Origin of the sequence: Pseudofrankia coriaricola (genome assembly GCF_032027725.1) — a bacterium.
Classification (GTDB): domain Bacteria; phylum Actinomycetota; class Actinomycetes; order Frankiales; family Frankiaceae; genus Pseudofrankia.
Genome location: NZ_JASNFO010000075.1, coordinates 24,967 through 49,738 on the forward strand (window position 1 = coordinate 24,967; position 24,772 = coordinate 49,738).

General features: G+C 71.2%; 20 protein-coding genes and 1 pseudogene. 11 read left to right on the forward strand and 10 right to left on the reverse strand.

Features of this window, described 5'->3' with window-relative positions; translation table 11 throughout:
• The first annotated feature begins 375 nt into the window (after positions 1-375).
• Positions 376-2,133 (forward strand): hypothetical protein, encoded by a 1,758-nt coding sequence (locus QOZ89_RS33385; RefSeq protein WP_312627718.1) that lies wholly within the window; start codon positions 376-378, stop codon positions 2,131-2,133.
• A 709-nt stretch (positions 2,134-2,842) separates the two neighbouring features.
• Positions 2,843-5,101: a toll/interleukin-1 receptor domain-containing protein gene (locus QOZ89_RS33390; protein ID WP_312627720.1), complete on the forward strand. Its 2,259-nt coding sequence runs from the start codon at positions 2,843-2,845 to the stop codon at positions 5,099-5,101.
• A gap of 143 nt (positions 5,102-5,244) precedes the next feature.
• On the opposite strand, the gene QOZ89_RS33395 is transcribed toward QOZ89_RS33390, so the two are convergent.
• The 8 genes and pseudogenes from QOZ89_RS33395 to QOZ89_RS47735 all read right to left on the reverse strand — a co-directional run.
• The gene (locus tag QOZ89_RS33395) at positions 5,245-6,705 is read right to left on the reverse strand and encodes a putative type IV secretion/conjugal transfer ATPase (protein ID WP_312627722.1); all 1,461 of its coding nucleotides are present in this window, start codon (positions 6,703-6,705) and stop codon (positions 5,245-5,247) included.
• Complete coding sequence (locus tag QOZ89_RS33400) at positions 6,705-8,705, reverse strand: SCO6880 family protein (protein WP_312627724.1); 2,001 nt, start codon at positions 8,703-8,705, stop codon at positions 6,705-6,707. The genes QOZ89_RS33395 and QOZ89_RS33400 overlap by 1 nt, the downstream gene beginning before the upstream one ends.
• Positions 8,702-9,943, reverse strand: a complete 1,242-nt coding sequence (locus QOZ89_RS33405; protein ID WP_312627726.1) for a TrbL/VirB6 family protein — start codon at positions 9,941-9,943, stop codon at positions 8,702-8,704. The genes QOZ89_RS33400 and QOZ89_RS33405 overlap by 4 nt, the downstream gene beginning before the upstream one ends.
• A gap of 2 nt (positions 9,944-9,945) precedes the next feature.
• Positions 9,946-10,551, reverse strand: coding sequence for a hypothetical protein (locus tag QOZ89_RS33410; RefSeq protein WP_312627728.1), 606 nt, complete (start codon positions 10,549-10,551; stop codon positions 9,946-9,948).
• A 110-nt stretch (positions 10,552-10,661) separates the two neighbouring features.
• Positions 10,662-11,024: a hypothetical protein gene (locus tag QOZ89_RS33415; protein WP_312627730.1), complete on the reverse strand. Its 363-nt coding sequence runs from the start codon at positions 11,022-11,024 to the stop codon at positions 10,662-10,664.
• A gap of 185 nt (positions 11,025-11,209) precedes the next feature.
• Positions 11,210-11,653, reverse strand: coding sequence for a helix-turn-helix domain-containing protein (locus tag QOZ89_RS33420; protein WP_312627732.1), 444 nt, complete (start codon positions 11,651-11,653; stop codon positions 11,210-11,212).
• The gene (locus QOZ89_RS33425; protein WP_312627734.1) at positions 11,650-12,372 is read right to left on the reverse strand and encodes a hypothetical protein; all 723 of its coding nucleotides are present in this window, start codon (positions 12,370-12,372) and stop codon (positions 11,650-11,652) included. The genes QOZ89_RS33420 and QOZ89_RS33425 overlap by 4 nt, the downstream gene beginning before the upstream one ends.
• A gap of 423 nt (positions 12,373-12,795) precedes the next feature.
• Positions 12,796-13,113, reverse strand: a pseudogene (locus tag QOZ89_RS47735) (ATP-binding protein); the annotation flags it as partial.
• A 161-nt stretch (positions 13,114-13,274) separates the two neighbouring features.
• Here QOZ89_RS47735 and QOZ89_RS33435 point away from each other — a divergent pair.
• From QOZ89_RS33435 to QOZ89_RS33450, 4 genes are all read left to right on the forward strand, one after another.
• Entirely contained in the window at positions 13,275-14,135 is an 861-nt protein-coding gene (locus QOZ89_RS33435) for a helix-turn-helix domain-containing protein (RefSeq protein WP_312627738.1), read from the forward strand.
• A gap of 26 nt (positions 14,136-14,161) precedes the next feature.
• Positions 14,162-14,359 carry a DUF397 domain-containing protein gene (locus QOZ89_RS33440; protein ID WP_312627740.1) on the forward strand — a complete coding sequence of 66 codons (198 nt, stop codon included), beginning with the start codon at positions 14,162-14,164 and terminating at the stop codon, positions 14,357-14,359.
• A 391-nt stretch (positions 14,360-14,750) separates the two neighbouring features.
• Positions 14,751-15,539, forward strand: a complete 789-nt coding sequence (locus QOZ89_RS33445; protein WP_312627742.1) for an alpha/beta hydrolase — start codon at positions 14,751-14,753, stop codon at positions 15,537-15,539.
• Complete coding sequence (locus tag QOZ89_RS33450) at positions 15,536-16,216, forward strand: acyltransferase (RefSeq protein ID WP_312627744.1); 681 nt, start codon at positions 15,536-15,538, stop codon at positions 16,214-16,216. Before QOZ89_RS33445 ends, QOZ89_RS33450 begins: the two co-directional genes overlap by 4 nt.
• Here QOZ89_RS33450 and QOZ89_RS33455 read toward each other — a convergent pair.
• Both QOZ89_RS33455 and QOZ89_RS33460 read right to left on the reverse strand, forming a co-directional pair.
• On the reverse strand, positions 16,206-16,931 hold the full coding sequence (locus QOZ89_RS33455) for a glycosyltransferase family 25 protein (RefSeq protein ID WP_312627746.1): 726 nt from the start codon (positions 16,929-16,931) through the stop codon (positions 16,206-16,208). The two genes, QOZ89_RS33450 and QOZ89_RS33455, sit on opposite strands and share 11 nt — an antisense overlap.
• Entirely contained in the window at positions 16,931-18,133 is a 1,203-nt protein-coding gene (locus QOZ89_RS33460; protein WP_312627748.1) for a hypothetical protein, read from the reverse strand. The genes QOZ89_RS33455 and QOZ89_RS33460 overlap by 1 nt, the downstream gene beginning before the upstream one ends.
• Positions 18,134-18,547: 414 nt before the next feature.
• Here QOZ89_RS33460 and QOZ89_RS33465 point away from each other — a divergent pair, with 414 nt between their 5' ends.
• From QOZ89_RS33465 to QOZ89_RS33485, 5 genes are all read left to right on the forward strand, one after another.
• Entirely contained in the window at positions 18,548-18,706 is a 159-nt protein-coding gene (locus QOZ89_RS33465) for a DUF397 domain-containing protein (RefSeq protein WP_312627750.1), read from the forward strand.
• 66 nt (positions 18,707-18,772) lie between these two features.
• Positions 18,773-20,071, forward strand: a complete 1,299-nt coding sequence (gene fxlM / locus QOZ89_RS33470) for a methyltransferase, FxLD system (RefSeq protein ID WP_312627752.1) — start codon at positions 18,773-18,775, stop codon at positions 20,069-20,071.
• A gap of 5 nt (positions 20,072-20,076) precedes the next feature.
• Positions 20,077-20,277 carry an FxLD family lanthipeptide gene (locus QOZ89_RS33475; RefSeq protein ID WP_312627754.1) on the forward strand — a complete coding sequence of 67 codons (201 nt, stop codon included), beginning with the start codon at positions 20,077-20,079 and terminating at the stop codon, positions 20,275-20,277.
• Between the two features lie 84 nt (positions 20,278-20,361).
• The gene (locus tag QOZ89_RS33480; protein WP_312627756.1) at positions 20,362-23,463 is read left to right on the forward strand and encodes a lantibiotic dehydratase; all 3,102 of its coding nucleotides are present in this window, start codon (positions 20,362-20,364) and stop codon (positions 23,461-23,463) included.
• 5 nt (positions 23,464-23,468) lie between these two features.
• Entirely contained in the window at positions 23,469-24,704 is a 1,236-nt protein-coding gene (locus tag QOZ89_RS33485) for a lanthionine synthetase C family protein (protein ID WP_312627758.1), read from the forward strand.
• The last annotated feature ends 68 nt before the right edge of the window (positions 24,705-24,772 follow it).

The window sequence follows — 24,772 nt, forward strand, 5'->3', positions numbered from 1 at the left end:
CCTCGTCACCGACCCTCCGTCTGCCACCGCCGACCGCACCCTTCGAAAACGAGGCATCCGAGAGAACATCGCCAAGACCATCGCGGGGAGCAGCGCCGGGACGGGACTGGCGCCGCAGGCCGATCGCGTCGTCGCGGAGATGTCCGACGGGCCGCTGTGTCTGGACTCCCCCGGGCCGCGCCCGCCTCGTCGCTGCGCTGGGAGTGCCCCCGACGCTGGGCGCCTGCCGGCGACCTTGAGGAAGGCCTCGGTGGAGACAGGACGGGGCGACGTCCAGTGCGCGCAGCCCAGTTGTCGGCTGCGAGAGCACGAGGGCCGCGGCGATGTCAGGCGAGATGGCTGCCCGGAGGGCCGTGGCCCGGATCGTCACAGGTCATGTCGTCACCGAGGGATCGCCCTGACGGATACGCGCTGCGGGTCGCCGTGCCGACAGGCTGGTGGGAGCTGCAGCGGCTGCCCGGGGACTACATACCGAACAGTTTCGCCGCCACCCTGGTCATCGACCACGACGGCAACCCGACCCGGGTATGGACGACCAGCGCGGCGAGCGTCTCCAGCCTGGAGGAAACCCTCGGCTGGATCTGTCCAGCCGACACCCGGAATGTGCTGCTGGCCGCGCCGGCGACGCTGCCACCGCGCATCACGGAGAGCCTCGACGGCGACGTGCCGATGACAGCGTCGCACCGGCCGACACGGACGAGCATCGTCGAACCCACCGGGAAGCCGCCGACCACCTACGGCCGGCTCCTGAACACCGAGACACCGGACCGCGTCTACCGGGACGGCCCACTCCACATCCTGCTGCACACCGGGCGGTCCCACGACGGACCGGTGATCGCGTATCGGATCAGCGAGACCCTGCCCGACCAGTTGCCAACCCTGATGTTCTGCTCCGCCCGTCACCTCGCGCCGGGCGAGGAGGTCGACGCGGACGAGGAGATCCGCACCGTGGTCCGCCACGTACTCGAGGCGCCATCCACCGGCGAGGCCACCCCCCGACAGGTCGCCTTCCTCGCCCGGCACACCGCGCGGCTGGCCGGCCTGGCCGCCGGCCCACCCGAACACCCCTACCCACCGGGCACCCGCGTCGTCGTCCACCCCGACATCCCACCGCTGCGCGCCACCGGCACCATCCTGGCCACCCTCGACGACAACACCGGCTACCTGTGGCGCCCCGACGCCGCGGACCTACCCGGCCATCCCTGGGCAGCACACCCGACCTGGGCGCTGCCAGTACGCCGTGAGGCCACCCACGCAACCCTGGACCCGCCCGACACCGACCTGTCCGTCCCCCAACCCGGCGACGGCACCAACCCCTACCAGCCCGACATCCTCGCGACCGGCTCCCTCGTCACCACCATCGACGACCCGCGGTTCACCACCGCCACCGTCCTACGCGCCCTCGACGACGACACACACGGCCTGCGATACCAGGTCCAACCCCACGACGCCCCGCTCCCCCCGCAGCTACTGCCCGCCGACGACCTCATCCCGCTTCGCCCAGCCGCCTGGCCGACCGTCGAAGCCCTCGTCCGCGCCCGGCTCGCCGGCCAACTCCCACCCATGCTCGACGAAGCTCTCGTCACCCTCCAGGAAACCGGCCTCGTCGTCGACCGCGCCCCGGATGGCCCCGGGATCATCGTCGCCGCACCAACGCCGTGGGCCACCTGCCCGTTACTGGCGCCCGACGACCGCCTCACCGCCATCGCCGCGTCCGCCGACCTTGCACCGCCCCGACACCCCACACCCATGAACTCCCCCGGCACCGCGGCGACGATCCACCACGCCGGCGATACCGTCCACATCCGCGACCCGATCCACGGCCACCTCGCCGTCCCCACCGACCTCCACACCCGTGCGCTCCGCCAACCCGCCACAGTCCTCGCCGACCTGCTTGCCCGCCGACCCTGGATCCCCACCTACCCCGACCAGCCCCACGCCGTCGCCGCCGCCCTCATCGCCCAATACGCCCCCGCCGAACTCCCGACCACCGTCATCGCTCATAACGCGGCGCCCGTCGAACCTGACGCGGCAATCCCCGACCAGGCGACCCCGGCCACCACGACTCCCCCCGACGTCACCATCACACCCGAGACTCCCGGGCCCGACCTGTCCACCGGCCCCGAATGGTGACACCGCCGACAGACAAAGCGCCACCGGGCGGAGCTTCGCGAGCAGCTCGGTCTCCGCGACTGGTCGGTCGGTGACAGGGCCAAGTGGGCGACGTGGATAGCAGCCGAGGTCTGTTCGGTCGAGCTGTCCGAGAAGCGCGGTCAGTTCACTGGTCCTGGTCGTGACTCTGCCGGGATCTCCGCGCTGGCGCTGCACCTGCTGCAGGCCGCCGCCACCTGTCTCAAGACCGTCCTCATCCAACGCGTCCTCGCCAACCCGGCCTGGGCGGCGAGGCTCACCCAGCCGATCAGCCCGGCCTGTTGGCCCCGTTCTCGACTTATGTCAACCTCGACGGCCGGACGATCGCTCGAGGCTCGACAGGAGCCGAACTGGCCGCCCGGCGACAGCGATCCCCGCTGGGGCAGAGTTCACCAGTGGCCTCGGCGACGCAGCCGTTGTGCTCGCCTTCGGACCAGCGGGCGGTCACGCGTCGGACCTGGACGTACTTGCTACGGTAGTCGCCGGCTCGCTCCAGACGACCGGAACGGCTGGTACGAGCCGCGTGGCCGTGGGGCCGTGTGCGGCTCCGGCGGAGCATCTCGGCGGCGCTACTGGCTCCGCGACACCGCACACCGGCTGGCGTACCGCACCGTCGCGTCCGGTTGTAGCGTCTCGACCAGACGGCCTCCAGATCCAGGGCCCCGAAATGTTGGACTCGAGACGTCCGTGCATGATGTCTGGCATGGGGGAACGTCAAGATCGTCTTACCTGGGATTTCTTCATCTCGTACACGCAGGCGGACCGGGTTTGGGCAGAGTGGATTGCCTGGCAGCTCGAAGATGCCGGCTACCGGGTCCTGTTCCAGGGCTGGGACTTCGTCCCCGGGGCGCATTGGATGGCCCGGATGTCCGATGGCGTACGAGGCAGCGAACGGGTACTGGTGGTGCTGTCTCATGCCTACTTGACGTCTGTGTACGGGCGACACGAATGGGAGGCCGCTTTCCGGCAGGATCCGAGCGGTCTCGAACGCAAGGTGGTCCCGGTGCGGGTTGAGGACTGCACCCGTCCCCTCCCGCTGGACGGGGTAGTCTCGTTCGACCTGTTTGGCATCCCGGCCGAAGGTGCCCGACAGCGCCTGCTCGACAACATCCGTTCCGTCCGTGAGGGACGCGCAAAGCCAACGGCCGAGCCGTTGTTTCCCGGTGAGGTATTTCCACCCTACCCCGCTCTACGCAGTAGGGCTGAACTGGTTCTCGCATTCCCTGGTGGATCTGGAGCCGACGGGGGTCGCGCGGAGGGTCTAGCTCATATGACGATGCCTTCTGCCGCGGTCCCGGCGGGAGTATCCATTGAGTCCTTCTATCGATTTCAGGTCCAGGAGCCAAGCCCTGCGGCTTCGCAGCAGGGCGCACCGAGAGCGAGTTCGACCGGGGGCTATAAAAGAGCGTTGCGACACTGGCCCAAGGCGCTTGCAGTGGTCATGTCGGTCGCACTGGTCGTCGTGCTCGTAAAGTTCTGGCCGACGTCCGACGGCGGAATCGCCGACATCCCGCACACGCAGGTACCTGACACGCAGGTAACTGGTCCTGACCTGGCTGCGGTGTCACGCAGACTCGCCAACGCGGCGTTCGATAGCGCGGATCGACCAGATCGTGCCCGCAAGCTAGCCATCGCCGCTTATCGGACCTCACCCACTACTGAAGCCCGTGGCAGTGTGCTCACTTTCCTCGGTTCCCGGGCCACATTCACTGGGCCGGCCGGCGCGGTCAACGGGATTGCATTGAGTGGAGACGGTAAGTTGCTTGCTGCGAGCAGCGAGGACTCGACTGTCCGAGTGTGGGAGGTCGTGACTAGCGGTGGAGAGGTCGCACCGGTGGCTACGCTTGTCGGTCACACCGGCGCGGTCGCCGGTCCAGCGTTCAACGGCAACGAAAATCTCCTCGCTGCTGGCGGCGACGACGACACCGTGCTCGTGTGGAATACCGCCAACCGGGGCGACAACGTTAAAAGGATAACCGGCTTCGCCTCGGACGCGGTGAAGTTCGACCCCTCCACAATCTACAACCGGGACGGGCGCATGTTCATCGTGAGTCTGGGTACTCAAGATGATGGTTCCAGCACCTTTGGCGAAGTTGTCGCCGATACGTGGGATCTTGATCCCAATTCGCTCCACGCCGATCCCGTGTCCACGTTCCGCATTCCACAGATATCAGACGAATTCGGTACCAGGCGCAGGCTGGTATCAGCCATCAGTCCGAGTCCCGACGGAAGGCTAGTGGCCACTGGCACTTTTGATGAAGTACATCTATGGAACGCTACCATCCCCGGAGAAACCTCCCAACCCCTCGCGACTCTGACCTACGACCGCGCCTCAATAACAAAGAGTCTCTCCGCCCTGGACTTCAGCAAGGACGGGCGGCTATTGGCCGGCCGCTACACAAGCGGAGCCGTGCGCATATGGAAGACCACGACACCCGGCCAGCACGTCGAGCCGATGGCCACCTTGATCGGCCATAACGAAGAGATCACAGATGTGGCGTTCAGCGACGACAATCGGATGCTATTCACCAGCAGCGCCGACGACACCGCGCGAGCATGGAATATAGCGGTCCCTGGCGAGGATATCCAGCCGCTCGCGACCTTCAAGGGGGCGACCAGCGACCTCACCGGAGTAGCGTTCAGTGATGGCGAACGACTGTTGATCGCAAGCAGCCGCGATAACACCGTACGAGTGTGGAACGCCGAGGATCACGGCGAGAACGTTCAGCCACTGGCTACCCTGAGAGGTCACAGTGACGATGTCACCGCCGTGGCGCTCAGCAACGACGATCTGCTTTTCACCGCCGGCGACGACGGTTCGGTGCGGGCGTGGAGTCTCGATGCCAAACAGCTCGTCACCGCATCCTGTCAGGCCAATCGCCTCTCCGAGGGGGAGTGGAGGGAACTGGTACCTGAAACAGAGATGCCGAACGAACCACCTTGCTCCTGAACCGCCATCCGAGTCGCGTGCTTCAGGCTGGTGATAGATGCTCCTGCCCAGCGTGGATTCGACGACGACCTGCGGACGGAATACGCGACGCGGCGGCCATGCAGGGTGCCGTGACCAGCAGCCTACGCCCATTTTGGGGGCGCTCATTGCTGGCTGGTCATGGCGGTGTCGGTGTCGGCGAAGGTCCATTCGTCGGGGGCGATGGAGTGGTCGACGAGGGCGGTGTGGGGGCCGATTTGCCAGATGGCGGTGAAGGGTGGGAGGTGGTCGAGAAGGTTGCTTTGGGGGGTGGTGAGGCCCATGTGGGCGAGGAGGCGGGTGATGTGTTCGGGGTTCTGGTGGAGGTAGACACGGACGGAGGTGGTGTTGAGGAGGCCTTCGGCGGTGCCGGCACCGCCGCGCCCGGTGCCGGTGTTGGTGTTGAGGTCGGCGATGGCGTGGGTGATGAGGATGTTGACCTGGCCGAACTGGCGGCCGAGGCGCCATTGGTTGTGGAGGTGGCGGGCGATGGCGGGGTCGTCGAGGGCGATCCAGGCTTCGTCGACGATGGTGAGTTTGTGGGTTGCGGGTTGGCCGTGCATGACGGCGGCGAGCCAGCCGGTGGCGGCGGTCAGGACGAGTTTGAGGGCGCGCGGGCTGGTGAGCAGGGCGGAGAGATCGAGGATGAGACCGGGGGCGGTGCGCCAGTCAAGGCCGGGGGTGGTGGGGCCGTCGGCGATGCCGCGTAGGTCGTGGTCGAGGAGGGTGACGGTCGCGTCGAGGAGGGGGCGGCGGCGGTCGAGGAGTTCGTCGAGGGTGGTGTCGAGGTCGGCGGCGAGGGTGTGATCGGGGTGGGCGAGTAGCTGACGGACGTGGTGCAGGGTCGGCGCGTTCGGCCCAGCGGGGATGGCGCCTGTGTGGGTGGTGAGGCGGCGGGCGGTTTCGACGAGGAGGCGGTGCTGGCTGGGGTCGAGGGTGGGGCGGTCGAGGGCGACGGCGAGCAGCGCCTCCAGGACGGCGGCGCGCTGCGCGGCGAGACCGGCGACCAGGTCGTCGACGCCCTCGGGCTCGGGCCCTGTCGGGCTATCGGCCGCGTGCGCGCCGGTGACGTCGCGCGGGGCGCGGGCGCGCCGATGGCCGCCTGAGGGCGGGGCGGTGGCGGTGGTGTCGAGGGGGTTGACGCGTAGGGTGCCGCCGGGTTGGAGGCGTAGGACGGCGTAGCCGAGGTGGTGGCCGAGGGTGGTCCATTCGCCTTTGGGGTCGAGGACGGCGGTCCAGCGGCGACGGCCGGCCTGGGTGGTGAGGGCGGTGGTGCGGTGGAGGTAGGTCTTGGCGAGGGCGCTTTTGCCGTGGGCGCCGGCGCCGGAGATGACCATGTTGGGGCCTTGGATGAGTCCGTGTTCGTAGGCGGTGACGAGGTCGAAGTGGAAGGCGCCGCCGGCGAGGCGGTCGGTGCCGAGCAGAGGTCCCGGCTGGCCGAGGCCGGTTTCGATGGAGAACGGGTGTAGGGCGCAGAGGTGGGCAGTGGTGGCGATGTCCCAGGGCAGGGTGAGTGGCACCGTCGGGCCCGGCCGGCCGCGGCGGTAGCGGTGTGGTCGGCGGCGTGGGGTGGGCGCGGCGGGCATCAGGTGGCTCCGGGGTGGGGGCGGCGGGGGGTGAGGCCGAGCGGGAGGGTGGCGGCCAGGGCGTGGTGGTGGCGGCCGTGTAGGGGGCGTAGGTCGGTGATGCCGGCACGGGCGGCGAGGTCGACGAGTTCGGCGGTGGCGGTGTCGAGGGCGGGGCGGCTGGGGGCGGCGAGGTCGATCAGGGTGAGGTAGGCGAGTTCGGGGTGGCCGGCGGAGAGTTCGGCGTCGCGCCTGTCGATGTCGTCGCGGGCGCGGGTGAGGTGGACGGGGATGCGGACGGCGTGGCGGTCGCGGATCTGGATGGCCAGGTCGAGGGCGGCGGTGTCGTGGTTGAGGCGGCGGCGGGATGCGGCGGGCGGTATTGGGGTGAGGGCGGTGGTCAGGGTGCGGCCGGGTGGGGACTCGTGCAGGAGGGGGTCGAGCCAGCCGGGGTGTAGCGGGCCGGCGGGCCAGGTGGCGATGCGGAAGACCCGGTGCCAGGTCGCGCCGACGCGGACCGCGTCCCAGTAGGCCGCGAGTTCTGCCGCCGGCCGCGCTGGATCGTTGGCCGGCGGGTGGCCGCGGCGCGGTGGTGCGAGCGGGGACAGGCGGTGGCGGTCGCGCGTAGCGCGACGACGGCGCGGGTCTGATCCGGGTTCCGGGTTCGCGGGGTCATCCGACGTCTGCTCGGGCTGCGGCGAGGGAGCCATCGCGAGCCTGGCTTCCGCCGCGGCGCCGGTCGTCGAGCGCCGCGGGCGGGCGGTGGCGCCGGCGGTCGCCGGTCCGGAGGCCGGTGCGGGGGCGCTCGCCGGCGTGCGGGGGCGGGGTGGGACGGGGCGGGCGCCGGGTAGACCGGCGCGGGCCGCCAGCCCGACAGACGGTGCTGTCCCGGTCGCGGCAAGCGTCGGTAGCGGGGCCGCTGCTCGCGGTGCCTCGTTGTCGGTGACGACGGTGAGGTGGCGGCGCGCCGCGGCGGTGAGTGGTTCCGGATCGTCGCCGGGATCCGCGGTGGCGTCGGGGTTGGGGGTGTGGGGGTCGAGCTGGGTGAGGATGTCGGCGATGAGGCGGGCCTGGGACAGGGCGCCGTGGACGGTGAGGCCGGCGGCGCGGGCGCGCGCGGCGAGCGCCGCAGCGGCGGCGACGGCGACGAGTTCGGGGTACGCGCCGCGCCGGCGGGTTCGGTCGGCGCGGTGCGTGTCGTGGGTGTGGTGGGGGTCGATGGTCAGCCAGAGGCGTAGGTCGTGCTGCTGCAGCAGGGTGTCGGCGAGCAGGCGGCGGTAGGACGCCGCCGCCGCCGCCGCGCCCGCCTCGCCGGTACGGCCGCTGCTGGCGAGGTCCACCACGGCGGCCGTCCCCGTCCCGGTGGGGTGGTCGGCGCGGCGAGGCGCGGGGTGGGCGGGGGGGCCGGGGGGGGCGGGCGGGGGGGGGGGGGTGGGGGGGGGGGGGGGGGGGGGGGGGGGGGTGTGGACGGTGAAGCCGAGGGTGCGGACCGCGGGGTCGCGGGCGGTCTGGGCCAGGACGCCTGCCCAGGCAGCGAGGCGACGATGCTGGTCGGCTGGTTCGGCGAGGGTGAACGGGCCGCCGCGGATGTCGAGGACGACGGTGAACGCGCCCGACCGGCGGTGGCGCAGGACCACGGCCGGGGCGCCGTCGACGGTGGCCGCCGCAGTGGGGTCGACGGTGAGCAGGTCGAGGCCAGGTAGCCAGCCCGGCAGGCCAGCCCCGGCCGCCGCGGTCCGACGGGCGGCCACGCGGCGGCGGGGGCCGGCGAGGGCGAACCGGAGGAGCAGAGGTAGCAGGTCGTGCAGCGTTTCGCCGCCAAGGCGGACGGTGGCCAGCAGCACAGCGACGACCAGGGCGGCGGTGCCGGTGAGCACACCGGCCCGGCCGCCGACGAGGACCGTGGCCAGGATCAGGGACGTCACGCCGGTGGCGGTCAGGGTGAGCTGGGAGACGGTCAGGCCGTAGAGCGCGGTGCCGGCTCGGCGGGGTGGCAGCCGGTAGACCGGTGGGCTGCTCACCGGCCGGGGTCCGGGGTGGCCGCGCCGCCCGGATGAGCGGGCGGCGGCGGAGTCGGACGTGGCTGGGGACGGGCCGGCCGGCGCGGTGGCGTCGCCTCCGGCCTGGGCTGGCTGGCCGGCGGCCGTGGCTCGTCGGGGCGCGGGGTGGTCTGCGGCCGGCCAGTCGGACCCGGGCCGGACGTCGGGCCGGTGGCCGACCCGGTGGTGGCGTCGTTGGTCGGCGGGTCGGGAAGGCTGCGGGGCCTGATCGGGTCACGGCCGGCCGTCGACGTGGGTGCGTCTCCCCCGGGCAGGCCGGCGGCTGCGCCCCGGCCGCCTCCGGTGCCGCGGCCGCCGCCGAGGCGGGTGGCACCGCCCAGGGCGCGGCCCCAGTAGGCGAGCTGCGCGGTCTGCTGCGCCGCGTGGAACGGGGCGCGCGACAGGCCTTGGGCCAGGGCGTACGCCTCGACGATCGGGATGAGACGCCAGACCACCGCAGGCATGAACACGGCGACCACGACGGTGGTCAGGCCGAGCAGGTACTGCCCCCAGCTGGTTCCGCCGTCGCTGTTCGCGCCCTCGTTGAGCTGGTCGATCCCGATCCGCAACGCCAGGAAGATCGCCGGTTTGGCGAGCACCGCCGCGGCCACCATGCGGGCGAGCTGCCCGGCCGCGGCGCGGGCCGCGGGCAGCACGGAGGCGGCGAGGCTCAGCGGAGCGAGCGCGACCACGATCAACACCAGGGTGTCGCGCACGATGAGCTCCATGTAGAGCAGCACCCCGCCGACGAACACCACCAACGTCAACAGCAGCCCCGGGGCATCCTGCGACGGCGGCAACGCCATCCGGTCGGTCAACGTCGCCGCCGTGTCCGCAGGAAGGACCGCGCCGGCAAGCGCGTCCGCGATCGTCAGCAGCCGGTCGACCAGCCACGGAAGACCCGCGATCGCGAGCACCGCGACCGGCAGCTGCCGACCCATCCGTGCGAACGCCTGCCCCGGCTCCCCCGACAACAGCCCCTGGATCACGCCGACAAGCAGCGCGCCGACCAGTAACGCCCCGCTGAACGTCGCCACCGTGTGATACGGCCCGTTCCCGGCCAGGTAGCTCGACGCGGTCAGATGCGGCCGCGTCGACGCGGCGAACAACTCGCTCAACAGATCGCTGGTCCGGTCACGGAACGCCCCGACCAGGACCTCGATCAGAGCCTTCAGGACGTCCTGAATCCCCGATCCGACCAGGTTCCCGAACCAGCCCATCGTCAACCCACCCGGGTCGTCGGCGCCAGTGCCTGACGCGGCGGCGCCGACCCGGGCGAAGCACGGCGAAAACCGGAACACGCGGATGCCGAGGCGGTAAGCGGCCCGGCGGGGGGCGTCGCGCTGCTCCACAGGCCGTCGCCGCCCGTCGCCCCGCACTCATACACGGCGGCCGGCTGCGGAAGACAGACGCGCACCGGGGGCGGGTTCAGCAGCCGCCAGATCACGACCGCGCACAGCAGACTCGCCGCCAGCAGCGTCACGACCAGCATCGCCGCGACCAGCCGCTCCAGCCACCACCGCTCGACCCGCGGCGGCGTCCACACCTCCTCGACCGGCGGCCCGGCCAAGGCACCGCCGGTCAAGGTCGGCTGGTGACCCGGCGGGTCCAACGCGGCCCACCCCGCCGGCTCCTGCCCACCCGACTCGGCCGGCCCGGTCGTCGTGACGGGCTGCTGGGGCCAGCCCGTCCGGGTCGATGCACCGGACCACCATGAGTGCGCCCGTCCGCTTCCACGGTCGGCGGTATCGGCGTCCAGGCCGTCCGCCACGCCCGGATCCGCGGCGACGAGCTCGGCAGGCCAGGACGGTGCGTCGGGCTCGGGCACCCACCCGGCCTCCGCGAGCCGATCGGCAGGGACCTCGGGCGTCCAAGAGCTTCGGGGTGGCGTCCAACCGGTCGACTCGTCGCCGGGGCGGACGGGGCCGGGCTCGGCGCTCACCGGGAAAGCCATCCGATCAGCGCCGGCGCCAAAAGGATCAGCACCGCCCCGCCACCACCACCCAGCACCATCGTCAAACCCCGACCAGACGCCTGCCCGGCACCCGTGGCCCGGCCGATCCCCATCGCCGCCCCGCCGATGATCACCGAGCCGATGCAACACGCCAACCCGACCTGCGACGTCACCCCCAACAACGACTGGATCTTGTCCCGGCCGGGCATGTCCTCCCACCCCGGCTTCACATCAATCCCCGGCACCCCAGCACCCGGCGCAGTCGTCGCGGGCGCAGTTGTCGCCGCAGGCGCAGTCGTCGCCGCCATCGCCGGCGTCCCCGCCGACGACACCGCCAGCAATGCCACCGCACCGACCACTGTCGCCAGCCGCCGTACCCGGCGCCACCGCGCCGACGACACGCGTCGGCGCACAGAACGGGAAACCATCGCCACCTCCGGTCCACAAGAAACGGGCTCCTATAGAGGCAGTGCGAATGGGAACCCCAGAACCGGAAGCTGCTTACAAGCAAAATTTTCGTCGATCTTCGCGATTAACGCGTCGGTGCAGGTCGCGTCAGGTGACGGGCGATGGTGGCGAGGTTCTGGTCGATGCGACGCAGGACGCGCAGAACCTCGGCCAACGCCTCCGGCGACGCCGAGGCCGCCGATGGCACCCCTCCCGCCGGCGGGCCCGCGGAGTCCCCCGGGGTGTCGGCCGGTTCGGCGAGCAGGGCCATCAGGTGATCGTCGGGCCAGCCGAGCGCGCGAGACACCGCGGCCAGCGTGCTGTTGTACGCACGGCGGCTCCCCGTGCCACGCTGCAGGATCCGCAACGTCGCCACCGAGATTCCCGAACGCTCCGCGAGCTCACGCTGACTGACCCGGCAGACCGCCATCCGCACGTTCAACGCCGCCGCGACCGCCACCCAGTTCTCCGGGACCTCGCCGGACAGTGCCCTCCCGAACAGCGGTCGGACGTTGGTGTGCGGCCTCATGCCACCGCCACCCGAACGACCGGCCGCCCCCGCGCAGCCTCGCCGGCCACCCGCCTTGGAAGGGGCACCTCCCAGACCGTCAGCCGCGCCTGGTCGCCGTCAAGATCGGTAGTGACGCGGTGGCGGATCACCGGCCGGGTCCGGCGCATCGGCGGACGCACAGCGCACATCACCGGCGCAGGCCCGCCAGCCGGCCGGAAGGCCCGCAGAAGACAACCCACCGCCAACGCCACCGCGGTCAGCTGCGAGGGAACTCCCTCGGGCCAGACCGAGATCGGCCCGGCGGCGGGATGATGTTCGGCGAGGCTGAGCGCGACGGGCACCAGACTCCGCCTGTGCAACAACAGCCCGACCGGACCGTCCTCGCCCCTCGTCGACGCGCACCACGGCGCCCCGGACAGGACGAGACCATCGCCGTCCAGCGCCACCAATGTCGGCACCTCGGCGGAGACAGGCCCGACGTCGGGAAGGTCGATCGTGACCGTCGGCGTGACGTGTCGTTCCGGCGGGAACGCGGGCCGCCGGGCCGCCGGGCTGGCGGCTGCAGGGCTGGCGGCTGCAGGGCTGGCGACCGCGCGGGGCGTGTCGTGATCCGACGCCGACAAGCCGCCCGGATCGGTAGCCGTGTCGAAGACCAACGGGCCGACGAGATACCGCGTCAGACCCGCCCGACGGGCATGGGCACGCGCCGCGGCCGGCGACTCAAACGGCACGATCACCGCCGGCGTCGCCTGCTCATCGGAATCGGGAAGGCGAACCAGGCCATAGACTTGGACCTCCGGATCGGGTGGATCATCCTGCTTCGGGAGGACGGGCACGGGAGGCCTCCTGAGGGTCGCCGGCCAGTCCCGCGGCTCCCCGCGGGCCCGACCGGGTCGGGCACCTAGAGCTTCTGGAGTCGGTCGTGGACCCGGCGCAGGACCGCCGGATCCGGCCCCGCCACACCGCCCCGGCCTCGACCAGGCACCGCCAGCGGGTCGACGGAGCGAAGGGGCAGTCCCCCGGGCGTCGTCGGCGCGCACAGCCCGAGCCCACACGACCTTCCCGACGGCCGTATCAGCGCAGGTCAGAACCAGGTGACCCCACCGGTCGGCAAGCGCCTCGACGAGCAGAAGACCCCGGCCGTTCTCGTCGTCCGGCCCGGCGTCACGCGGCACTGGCGGGCTGGGGTCGGGATCGGTGACCTCAATCAGCAGCCGGTCGTCCGTCACGGTCAGGCGCAGCTCAACGCCAACACGCCAGCCCGACGTCCTGACCGACGACATGCTCGCGGAGACGGCGTTCGCGACGAGCTCCGCGCAGAGCAGTTCAGCGACGTCGAGGGCGTGGTCCAGCCGCCACCAGGTGAGCATCCAGCGCACGACGTGCCGGGCCAACGGACACGCGACTGGCTCGGCAGGGAGCTGGGTCATCGCGGCCTGGCTTAGGGCCGGCGTGGTTGTCGGTAGGGCAGGCGGCATGGCGGCGGGCCTTCCCGGGCGTCATGAGGCGGTCGCGCACCCCGGCCTTCCAACCTGGTTGAGGTTGTGCCAGAGTGACGTAGGCAATCATGCACATATCTACCTCGAAGATGCAAGGTTGGCATCTACTGGGCAGGCAGAGAACCGGAAGGACGTACGCCATGGCGCCACGCAGGACCGCGCCGACCATCCGACTGCGCCGCCTGGCCGCCGAGCTACGACGGCTACGCGCTGCGTCCGGCCTCAGCCGGGAGGACGTCGCGGCCCGGACCAACATCGACCCGGCCACGATCTACCGGATCGAGACCGCCCGCGCCCGCCGTCCGCAGAAACGCACGCTGCTGGCGATCCTCGCCCTCTACGGCGTCGACGAGCAGACCCAGTCCGAGCTGATCGCACTGTCCCGCGAGGCCGACCGTCCTGGCCTGCTGCAGCCCTACACCGACGAGCTGCCCGGGGAGTACGCCACCTACATCGGCTTCGAGGCCGAGGCTCGCGCGATCGTCAACTACGAGTCGCTGTTCATTCCCGGCCTACTGCAGACCGAGGACTACGCCCGCGCCGTCGTCGTCGGAACCCTGCCGACCGCCACGAGCGAGGAGGTCGAGCATCGGGTTCGCGCACGGATGGAACGCCAGGCCCTGCTCGACCAACCCGACCCGCCGCGGTTCTGGGCCATCGTCGACGAGGCCGCCCTGCACCGCCGCGTCGGCGGGTCCGACGTGATGCAGGCCCAGCTCGCCCGGCTGGCCGAGGCCGCGGTCAGACCGAACATCACCCTGCAGGTGATCGGGTTCGGGGCGGGCGCCCACCCCGGCATGCCGGGCTCGTACATCCTGCTGGACTTCCCCGACCCCGCAGATCCTGCCATCGTCTACATCGACTCCATGGCCGGCGACCTGTTCCTTGAAGCCGAGGCCGACATCCGCCGCTACCGCGCCATCACCGACAGCCTGCGCGCGGTCGCCCTCGGACCCACCGCGACGCTCCGGCTGATCAACGAGCTTGCTGCTAGCCTGTAGACACGGCAGGACAAGGAAGGAGGACCATGGACATGCTCCAGGCCGCGTGGCGCAAGAGCAGCCACAGCAGCGGCAACGGCGCATGTGTCGAAGTCCTCCGCCTCGCCGACGGCGGTCGCGCCGTCCGCGACTCCAAAGACCCCGACGGCGCCGTCCTCCGCTTCACTGCCGCCGAATGGGCCGCTTTCCTGGCTGGCGCCCGCGACGGCGAATTCGACCGCTAAGGATCACCTACCTGCCATCGGCTCCCCGGGCGGAGTCGGCTGGTTCGCCCTCGATGATCCGGGCGAGTGGTTCGTCAGCCGGTTCGACCCGTAAATGGCCCGCTTTCGCGACAAGCTCTTCGGCCGCGTGGGCATCCCAACCTTGGCGGGCTGGTTCTCCGGGGATCCCCGTCTATCGACGCCCTTCGTCGGCACAGTCCGGCTGTTTCCCAGCCTGACAGTAACGCGGCGTGATCGCCGAGGTCCCATGCCGGATGGTGCGGTCATAGGGACAAGCCCGGACCTCCCTCATCGCTGGCCGACAGTGCTGCGATCCAGGCCCTGACCACCGAAACGGGCGCCCACGACGAGGCGTTCGACGGGTTGTCTGCAATGGAGGGAAACTCGGGCAATGGACGAGATCTGCCTGACCGCGACCGATGGTGTTCGTCTGCGGCTCGCACTGCACGTGTCGTCGTCGGTGGAGCGCGGGACCGTGGTGCAGGCACATGGCATCACGGCCGACATGGACGAGGGCGGGATGTTCGTCCGGCTGGCCGAACAGCTCGCCGCCGAGGGTTTCAACGTCGTGCGGTTCGACTACCGCGGTCACGGCCGTAGCGGCGGCGCCTCCCGGGGGGTCACGGTGGCGGGCGAGATGATCGACCTGGACGCGATTGTCGAAGATTCGGTCACACGGTTTGGCGAGCCGCTGGCGGTGGTGGCAGCGAGTTTCGGCGCGGTCTCGACGCTGCTGTCGCTGAGCCGGCTGCCGGTGCGTGGGCTGGTGCTGTGGAACCCGGTGCTGGACCTGACCCGGACGTTCGTCGAGCCCGAACTTCCTTGGGGGATCGAGAACTTCGCGGACCCTCGCCAGCGTGGCCTCCTGCGGGAACGCGGCTACCTGCCGGTGGACGGCGGGTTCGAGCTGGGCTGGGTGGCATTCGAGGAGTTCCACCGCTACGGGGCGGCGCCGCTGGAGTCCTTCCTGGCCAGCTCGGTCCCGGCTCTGGTCGTGCACGGCGACCAAGACCAGGCCGTGTCGTACGACATCGCCCGTGACGCGGCCGAAGCACGGCCGTCCTGTGACTTTCACACTGTCGCCGGATCGGATCACGGGTTTGACTCGCGCGAGCGGGAGGACGAGGCGATCGCCGTGACCGTGCGCTGGCTCGGCCACCAGTTCGGCGGCGCCCGGTGACCGGTTCGCTTCCCCGGGCTTCCGTCGTTCTCGCGCCGACCGCTCTCGTCGGGGAGCAGTGCTGTCTTGGCTGCCTGAAGGAGGAGCGGCTGCGCGCGGACCGGCTGACGCCGTCAGCGCCGGAGATGGCTGCGCCGGTCGTCATCAGTGAGCGCTGCCTGATCTTCAACCAGGTCGTGCTCTATGAGGGCGTGCGGCTGGGCGAGGACTGTGTGGTTGAGGATCGGGTGCGGGTCGGCTACGACAGTTCGGTCGGCGCCCGGACGCGGCTGGCTTACGGGGCGTACATCTGCGACCGGGTGACGATCGGTGCCGATGCCCGGGTTGCTGGGTTTGTCTGCGACGGCGTGTCGATCGGGGACCGGTCGACGGTGATGGGCGAGCTGGTGCACGAGTACACGCAGCCGCATCGGGACTGGTGGGATGTCGACGAGGCGCCGCCGGTCGTCGCGGCGGACACGGTGGTCGCCTACGGCGCGCGGGTCGTCGGTGGCGTGCGCATCGGCCCGCGCGCCTACGTAGCCGCGGGTGCTGTGGTGACCAGGGATGTCCCTCCTGATCACGTGGTGGTCGGCGTGAACGTCCAGGTACCCGCGGACGAATGGCGCGGTGATCGGCTGCAGGGACTGCTGCGGCACTGGGTGCGGCTGCGGACCGCCGACGTGGCTACCAGGTGACGGACCTGGACAGTTCGGTGTCGCTTCCCGCTTCCTCCTTGGGGCGCTGATGGACCAGGGGTGGTTCAAGCGCCACTGCCCGCAGTCGCCTTGAGAACCGCGCGCGTACGTCGACCCGGGGATGGTCGAGATACATCGCCGGCAGGAATTCGTCGATTGGTATGACGGCCTGTTCCAGCCGGCTGTCGAGAAGGGCTGGGATCGCTCCTCGGGTCAGCAGGTAGGCAAAGGTGCAGTGGCTGTAGCCGGGCGAGACGATTCCAGGCAGGACGCGCCGGCTGGATTCAAGGGGAAACCTACCGAGGTAGAGCAGGTCGAAGCTGTGGGGGGCGGCGAGCAGCTCCAGCGCGGCGGCGAGCTCGTCGAGGAAGTCGGGTGGGAGCACCGCGTCGTCTTCCAGGACGAGGACGTAGGGTTCGGCCCCCGTGGCATGTGCGTGCCGCCAGCAGGCGAGGTGCGCGAGGGTGCAGCCGATCTCACCGGTTTTCAGTGGCCGGTTCCACCAGGGGTTGTCCGACGGGACTGGCCAGGGGAACAGTCCGACCCCAGCCTGTTCCAAGGCTTCGCGGGTGATCTGCTGGCCATCGAACAGGCCGTCCCAGTCCGACGTGAAGGTGACCGAGAGCCCGCGCGGCAGCCGCCCGCTGAACCACAGGCGCCGGTCGGGACGCCTCCGGAGGCTGACAACGTAGGTGCGCAGGACCGCGGCAGGCATCAGCTCACCATGCCCACCGCTGGAGGGCGGTTCTGGCGGTAACGCTTGGTGTTGTCGACGGTGGCTTCGAACGCGCCATCGGCCTGGCGCGCGAGCAGGAGGAGCGGCCCGACAGCGGCCACGTCGGCCACCTCGGTGATCCCGCCGACTCGGCGGGTCTCGGCGACAAGGACGAAGTCGGCGTCGCCGAGCAGGTCATCAACGTAGCGGGCGCTGCGCGCGCCCTGTCGCCCGTCCAGGAAACAGTGCGCGGCGCCGAGGACGCCAAGGGTGAGGCAGCCGCCCAGCAAAAAGACGGTGGTGCCCTGGGCGAGCGTCATCCGGGTGAACACGGCGATGTCCTCGATGAGCTCGTGCCGTGCCGTCCAGCGTGGTCCGAGGCTGGCCTCGCCCAGCTGCGGGACGACGAGCGGGTCGTCCTCGCCGAGCGGGCGGGGCTCGAAGGAGAAGGGCAGATGCGGGAGGAACTCGCGGTATTTCGCGTTCCACGGCGGGCCGCCCACCACGACGAGGACGTCGGCGTGGGTGTCGTAGTGCTCGGACGGGGAGAAGTCGCGCAGAGTCGCGGTGGGCGACAGCTGCGCTAGCCGGGTCCGCAGGTAGATCAGGCTGTCGAGATCGGCGAACTTCGCGTACCGCAGGTAGTTACGGTCGGCCGGGTCGGCGAAGTAGGGACGTTCGGACGGTGGGATCTCCGAGCAGACGATGTCCACGCGGCAGGGCTGTTCCAGCCGCCAGAAGGCTCGAAGGTCGCGGTCGCCCGGTACCTCCCTGCCCGGCCGGGCCTGGCTGGGGACGGGTACGGGTGCGCGGTCGCGGGGGGCGGCGAGCAGGTAGGCCAGGCTGTCCAGAGCCAGGTCGGCGTGGCGCCGGACGGTCTTCGCCGCGCACCTGAGCTGGTGCGCCAGCGACTCCTGGCGTTCAGTGAGGGTGGGGAACCGGTGCTCGTCGGCCAGGTTGAGGTCGACCCTGACGTAGATCCGTTCGGGGTCGCGGAGCTGGTCGATCGCCTCGGTCAACACGGCGGTCAGCGCGCTGGCCACGCGATACCTGTCGGCCTCCTGCCCGAGACCACCGAGAAGGTGCCCACGCACCTCGGCGCTGAGCTCGAGGACTGCCATCGGACGGCCCAGCGCCTGACCGCGACGCAACCCCACCAGGTCACGCCTGATCACCTCGAGGAGATGTGAGCCGACAGTCACTCCTCGCATCATATGTCCAGTAGATGTCCGATCGACATCACGGCTGGCCACCAACACGGGATGCAGAGGGGATGGCGCACGCGACGACGATCGCGCGATGCTCAGAGCCACAAGCTCATCAACAGCCGCGGGGTTCGGCCGGCCTAACGTCAGCGGTCACAAGCCCACAGGCATCAGCTGATGATCAGGCAACACGCAAGCCCCGAGTCATATCACGATGTCGCTTGCCGCCGGCATGTGACGTCATTTCTGCTCCAGCCCGGGGAATGACGTCACGCCTGTTGGCCGGCGACGGATCGTACGAGTTTCGCGTCCATCACCTTTCGAAAGGGGCGGCCGCCCGTGTCTCCAGCGCCGCCTGCCGGGTCCGTCGACACGCCGGTGTGGCGGCGGCCTTCCTCGGTAGATCCGAAGGTGGTTGACACCGTCGAGGTGGCCTGGCACCTGCCGGGCGTCGCCGTCGTGCTACGAGGCACGCTCAGCCAGACGACAGTCGTCTCCTCGGGGGCATGGGAGGACTTCGTGGCCGCGGTGAAAAGGGGCGAGTTCGACCGGCTTCCGCCGGCCGCGTGACCATGCTGGCGCGGATGCGGCGCAGGGACGTTCTTCGACGACCTCACGTTAGAAAAGGGGAATTCATTGAATGATATCCGGCTGGCCCAGGAAGAAAATATCTCTGGTGCGGACCGGGCCGCGCGGCTGCGGGCCGAGATGGTCGACGCCCTGGTCGCCGAGGAGACGGTCGTCTCAGCGTCGGTGGAGGCGGCGATGCGGACCGTGCCGCGCGAGCTGTTTCTGCCGGGGGTCGATCTGGAGGAGGCGTTCCAGCTCGACAACGGGGTGGTCACCAAACGGGACGCGGACGGCACGGCGGTCAGCTCAGTGTCGGCGCCTCGCCTGCAGGCGCACATGCTGGAGCAGGCCGAGATCGCCGAGGGCATGCGGACCCTCGAAGTCGGGTCTGGTGGATATCACGCGGCCTTGCTGGCGGAGCTGGTCGGGCCGTGGGGGCAGGTGACGACGGTCGACATCGACAGCGAGGTGACCGACCGGGCCGGCCAGCTGCTGGAGCCAACCGGCTATGCACAGGTGCGGGTGGTGTGTGCGGACGCCGAGTTCGGTGTGTCCGAACACGCCCCCTATGACCGAATCCTGATCACCGTTGGGTGTTGGGATGTAGCTCCGGCTCTCGTAGAGCAGCTGGCAGCCGGCGGCCGGCTGTTGGTCCCGCTACGGATCCGCGGCCTCTCACGCACGATCGCATTCGACCTGGTGGACGGGCACCTGGCGAGCCGATCGGCCAGGCTGTTCGGTTTTGTGCCGTTGCGCGGGGCGGGCGCGCACGAGGACACGTCGCTGGTGCTGCGTGACGGCGAGGTCGCGCTCCGCTTCGACGAGGAGATCCCCGCCGACCCGAGCCGTTTCAACGGCCTGTTCGACCGTCCACGGGTGGAGGTGTGGACCGGGGTGACGATCGGCCGGTACGAGCCGTGGGCGGACACGCAGATGTGGCTGGCGACGATGTTCCCTGGGTTCTGCCGGGTCGTGCTCGACCGGTCCTTGGACACTGGGCTGATCTCGCCGCCGGGTAAGCACTCGTTCGCGGTCGGCGCCGTGTCCGGCGGGACGCTGGCCTACATGACCGTCCGGGGTGCCGACAGCCCGGACGACATCGAGCTGGGCGTGCAGGCCTACGGTCCCGACGCCGCCGCGTTCGCCAAGGAGATGGCCGAGCAGCTGCGGGTCTGGGGACGTGACCACCGCGGCGGCCCCGGTCCCCAGTTCCGCCTCTACCCGGCCGGCACCCCCGACGACGCGCTGCCCGCCGGGCCGGTCGTGGACAAAAAGCACAGCCGGATCGTGATCTCCTGGCCGGCTTCGGCGCGCGCCGAGGCTGGCCAGGTTGCCAGGCAGGACCCCATCACACAGGGAAGGTGACGCACATGTCGCAGGTCCACGGGTCGGGAACGGGCATGGCGCTGGCTGAGCGGCCGGCTGCGGAGGAGGACGAGTTCGCGCTGGACGTGCGTGTCGTCGTGGCCTATGGGCGGCTGAAAGGCGACTGCCCGACCGATGACGGGTGCGGCAACACCTGCGCGGGCGCCGACAGCTCCTGCAACTCGGCGGCGGACAACCCCTTCTGACAGGCCTCGCGGCCCGTCGTCGGCGCGGCAAGCGCCGTGCCGACGGCGGGCCGGATGGCTGTAAAGCTTCTCGGGAGGCGGGTAGTGGCGAGCAGAACGCCGGTGCGGTACCGGTCGTGCGGGGCGGCGTTGCTGCGGGCCAGTACCTGGCCCGACGGCCTGGACTTCCCGGCCGGGCTGCGCCTGCCGCGCGACGCTGACGGCTGTGACGGAGTCGAGCCTGGGTGGGCGTGGCTGACGACGACGTGGCGGCGGGAAGACGTGCGGGCCGCGGTGGGCTATGCCAGTCCCGCACTCGCCGGGCGACTGGACGAGCTGGCAGCCGCCGGCGGCGGCGACGAGCGGACGGCGCGGCAGGCCGCGTTGTCGTTGGTGTCATACCTCCTGCGCTGGCAGCGGCGGGCCACACCGTTCGGCCTGTTCGCCGGCGTCGCCCCAGCCCGGCTCAGCCCACGGGGCACGGTGCGCTGGGGCGATGCGCACCGGGTCGCTGCCCGCGCGGACGCGGCGTGGCTGGCCGGTGTGCTGACACGCTTGCGTGCCTATCCGCGGCTGGTGGAGCGGCTGCCAGTCGTCCTGACCGACGTCGGCCAGGTGCGCGGGAACCGGTTCGCTGCCCTCGGGGTGTCACCGGACGGGGCGACGGACGAGCTGGCGCCGGTCGAGGTGTCGGTGCGGCTTTCCGGACCGGTCCGCACGGTGCTGCGGGCCGCCCGTAAGCCAGTGCCCTTCGCCGCGCTGCGCGACCAGGTGCATTCCGAGTTTCCCGCCGCGTCGGCCGCTCAAGTCGACGGGCTGCTCCTCGCGCTGCGTGACCAAGGGATCCTCATCGACAGCCTGTCGGCGCCGATGACCTGCCCGGACGCGTTGGGCCATGCCTGCGCGGCGCTGGCCGCCGTCGACGCGCGCGACCTCGACGAGGTCGCCGAGCTGGTGGACGAGCTGACCGACGTCCACGCCGAGCTGTCCGCCAGCGGCTCCGGCGGCGGCCCGGAGCCGGCGACGGTCAGCCGGATGCGGGCGTTGAGCACGGCCGAGGCAGGGCCGTTGCTCGTCGACGTAGCCCTGGATTGTGACGTCCAGATCCCGCGACAGGTCGTAGACGAGGCGGCCGAGGCCGTACGGGTCCTGCTTCGGCTGTCGCCCTATCCGTATGGACAGCTGGCTTGGCGTGACCTCCATGGCCGGTTCCGGGCCCGATATGGAACCGGCGCGCTGGTGCCGGTGCTGGAGCTGGTCGCTGACAGCGGGCTTGGACTGCCGGGTGACTATCTCGGGTCCGCCCGCGGCCGGCCCGTCCGCCAGCTGAGTGAACGCGACGAGAAGCTCCTGGAGCTCGTGCAGCGCGCGGCGGTTGACGGTGCCGGCGAGATCGTCCTGACCCGGCAGCTGGTCGACGAGCTTGCGGGCAGTGACCCGGCCGACGGCGACCTGCCCGACCGGCTCGAGGTCGCCGTCGAGATCCGCGCCGGCAGCGTCGAGGCGCTGACGCGTGGCCGGTTCGAGCTGGCGGTGACCGGGACACCCAGGCCCGGCAGCAGCATGGCCGGCCGCCATGCCCACCTGTTACCGACCGCCGACTGCGCCCTGCTCGCGGCTACCTTCACCGCCACCGAGCCGGGGACCGTCGCCACGCAGCTCTCATTCGCGCCGCGCAAACAGCGCAACGACAACCTCGCCCGAACCGTCCAGCTGCTCCCCGACACCATCGGGCTGGGTGAACACCGTACGTCGGGTAGTGGCCAGATCGGGGTGGCCGATCTCGCGGTGACTGCAGACGAGCGGCGGTTCTACCTGGTCGAGCGCTCGACCGGCCGGCGGGTCGAGCCGCGCGTCACCCACGCGCTGGAAGCCACGGTCCACACTCCGCCGCTGGCCCGGTTCCTCTCCGAGATCGCCACCGCCCGGACGCCGGTCTACCAGTCGTTCCACTTCGGCGCCGCGGCTCGGCTGCCTTACCTTCCCCGGGTCCGCTACCGACGCACCGTCCTGGCCCCGGCCCGCTGGCTGCTCGCCACCGGCGACCTGCCCAGCCGGGCGTCCTCGACAGACGACTGGGAGGCAGCGCTGGACGTCTGGCGGGCCCGGTGGCGGGTCCCGGCGCACGTGGCGATCGTCGAACTCGACCGGCGCCAGCCCGTGGACCTCGACCAGCCTGTACATCGGCTACTGCTGCGTACCCGGCTTGAGCGCGCCGGCCAGGTCGAGCTCCGCGAGACCTCCAGCCTTGACGACGTTGCCTGGCTCGGTCGCGCCCACGAGCTCCTCCTGCCCCTCGTCCTGGACAGCCCGCAGGCGGCGGGCCACGCCCGGCAAGCCACGGACCCGTCGACAGCCGTCGCCGGAGCGGTCGCCTACCTGCCGGGCAGCTCGGACATCCTGTGTGCCCAGTTGTATGGCCATCCGGCACGGACCGACGAGCTGCTGACCGAGCATCTGACCGGCCTGCTCAACCTGCTCGGCGATGACGTGTCCGGCTGGTGGTTTCGCCGCCACCGCCCGCTGCGTCACCCCGCCGCGGACCAGTACCTCGCCGTCTACCTGCGTCTGCCGGCACCGTCCGCCTACGGTGCCGCCGCTGAGCAGGTCGCCGCCTGGGTGGACGGGCTACGCAACGTCCGGCTGGTCTCGCACCACGAACTGGTCACCTACCAGGCCCAGCACGGCCGGTACGGCTTCGGCACGGCAATGGACCGCGCCCATGACGTCTTCGCCGCGGACTCGGCCGCCGTCCTCGCCCAGATCGGCCTGGCCTCCCGGGTCGGGCTGCCCGCCCAGGCCGTCACCGCCGCCAGCCTCGTCGACCTGATCGCCGGTTTCACCGGCACGGCGGGCGACGGCCTGGACTGGCTCGTCCATGCACACCGCCAGGAACACGGCCCGTTGTCGCCCGATCTGCGCGACCACACGTTCCGGCTCGCTGACCCGCACCGCACCGGGGAGGCGCTGCGCGCGCTGCCCGGCGGTGTACAGGTCCTGGCGGCCTGGCAGGCCCGCGCCGACACGCTGGCCGCCTACCGACATGCCCTCGCCGGGCAGCACGACCCGTTGACCGTCCTGCCCTGCCTGCTCCGCCAGCACCACAACCGCGCCCTCGGCGTCGACCCGGCCGCCGAACGTGTCACCGTCCGCCTCGCCCGCGCCGCCGCCCTACGCCACCTCACTACCACCCACCGACTCGGCTGACAGCCATGCCAACACCGACGACCACCGCCCCAGACCTGGCCAGCCACGCCGAGCAGCTCGCCGCGCAGCTGTCCATCCCCGAGCCGCCCCCAGCCGACGCGCCCTGGACACCGCAGTCACTCACCAACGGCGACGCCGGGATCGCTCTGCTCCATATCGAACGCGCCCACACCGGGCACGGCACCTGGCAACAGGCCCACCAATGGGTCAGCGCCGCGACCGCCGGCGCGGTCAGCGCAGCCGACACCGCCGGCCTCTACCTCGGCGCCCCGGCGATCGCCTTCCTGCTCGACGCCGCCGCGGCCGGCACCGGCCGCTACCGCGACGCCCTCGCCGACGTCGACCGGCCCGTCGCCGCGCTCGCCCACCGCCGCGTCGACGCCGCGACTGCCCGCCTGCGCGCCGGCCAGCTCCCCACGTTCCGTGAGTACGACGTGTTCTTCGGCCTGGCCGGCCTCGGCGCCCTCCTGCTGCGCCGCGACCCCGGCGGCAGCACGCTCGAACGCGTCCTGACCCACCTCGTCGCCCTGACCAGGCCCCTTCGGAACGGCGACCAGCGGCTTCCCGGTTGGTGGGTCGGCCACGACCCCCACCGCCGTCACTCCCCCACCTACCCGGGCGGGCACGCGAACCTCGGGCTCGCCCACGGCATCAGTCCGCTGGCCCTGCTCGCCCAGGCGATGCGCCGCGGCATTGTCGTCGACGGCCACCACGACGCGATCATCACCATCTGTCAATGGCTCGACACCTGGCAGCAGGACAGCGACACCGGCCCCTGGTGGCCCGAATGGATCAGCCGGGCCGACCTGCGCCAAGGCCGGCCCGGTCAACGCGGCCCGGCCCGGCCGAGCTGGTGTTACGGCACGGTCGGCATCGCCCGCGCCGGCCAGCTCGCCGCCCTCGCCATCGCCGACACCGCCCGCCAGCGGCTGTACGAAGATGCGCTGGCCCGCTGCCTCGACGACCCCGCCCAGCAGAACCAGATCGTCGACGCCGGGCTGTGTCACGGTGCCGCCGGCGTCTACCAGACCGTGTGGCGCGCTGCCCGCGACGCCAAGACCCCGGCATTAGCCGGGCATCTCCCACGGCTCGCGCACCGACTCACCACGCTCGCCTGCCGGCAGCCGGCCTCCAGGCCCGGACTCCTTACCGGCGCCGCCGGGACCGCGCTCGCCCTGCACACCGCCGCCCACGACACCCCGCCGATCTCCGGATGGGACACATGCCTACTGATCAACTAGCGGCTGGTCGCGCACAGGAACGAAGCGGCCCTACTGAGGCGGGCGCCCGCACGCGGATCGAACGTGCC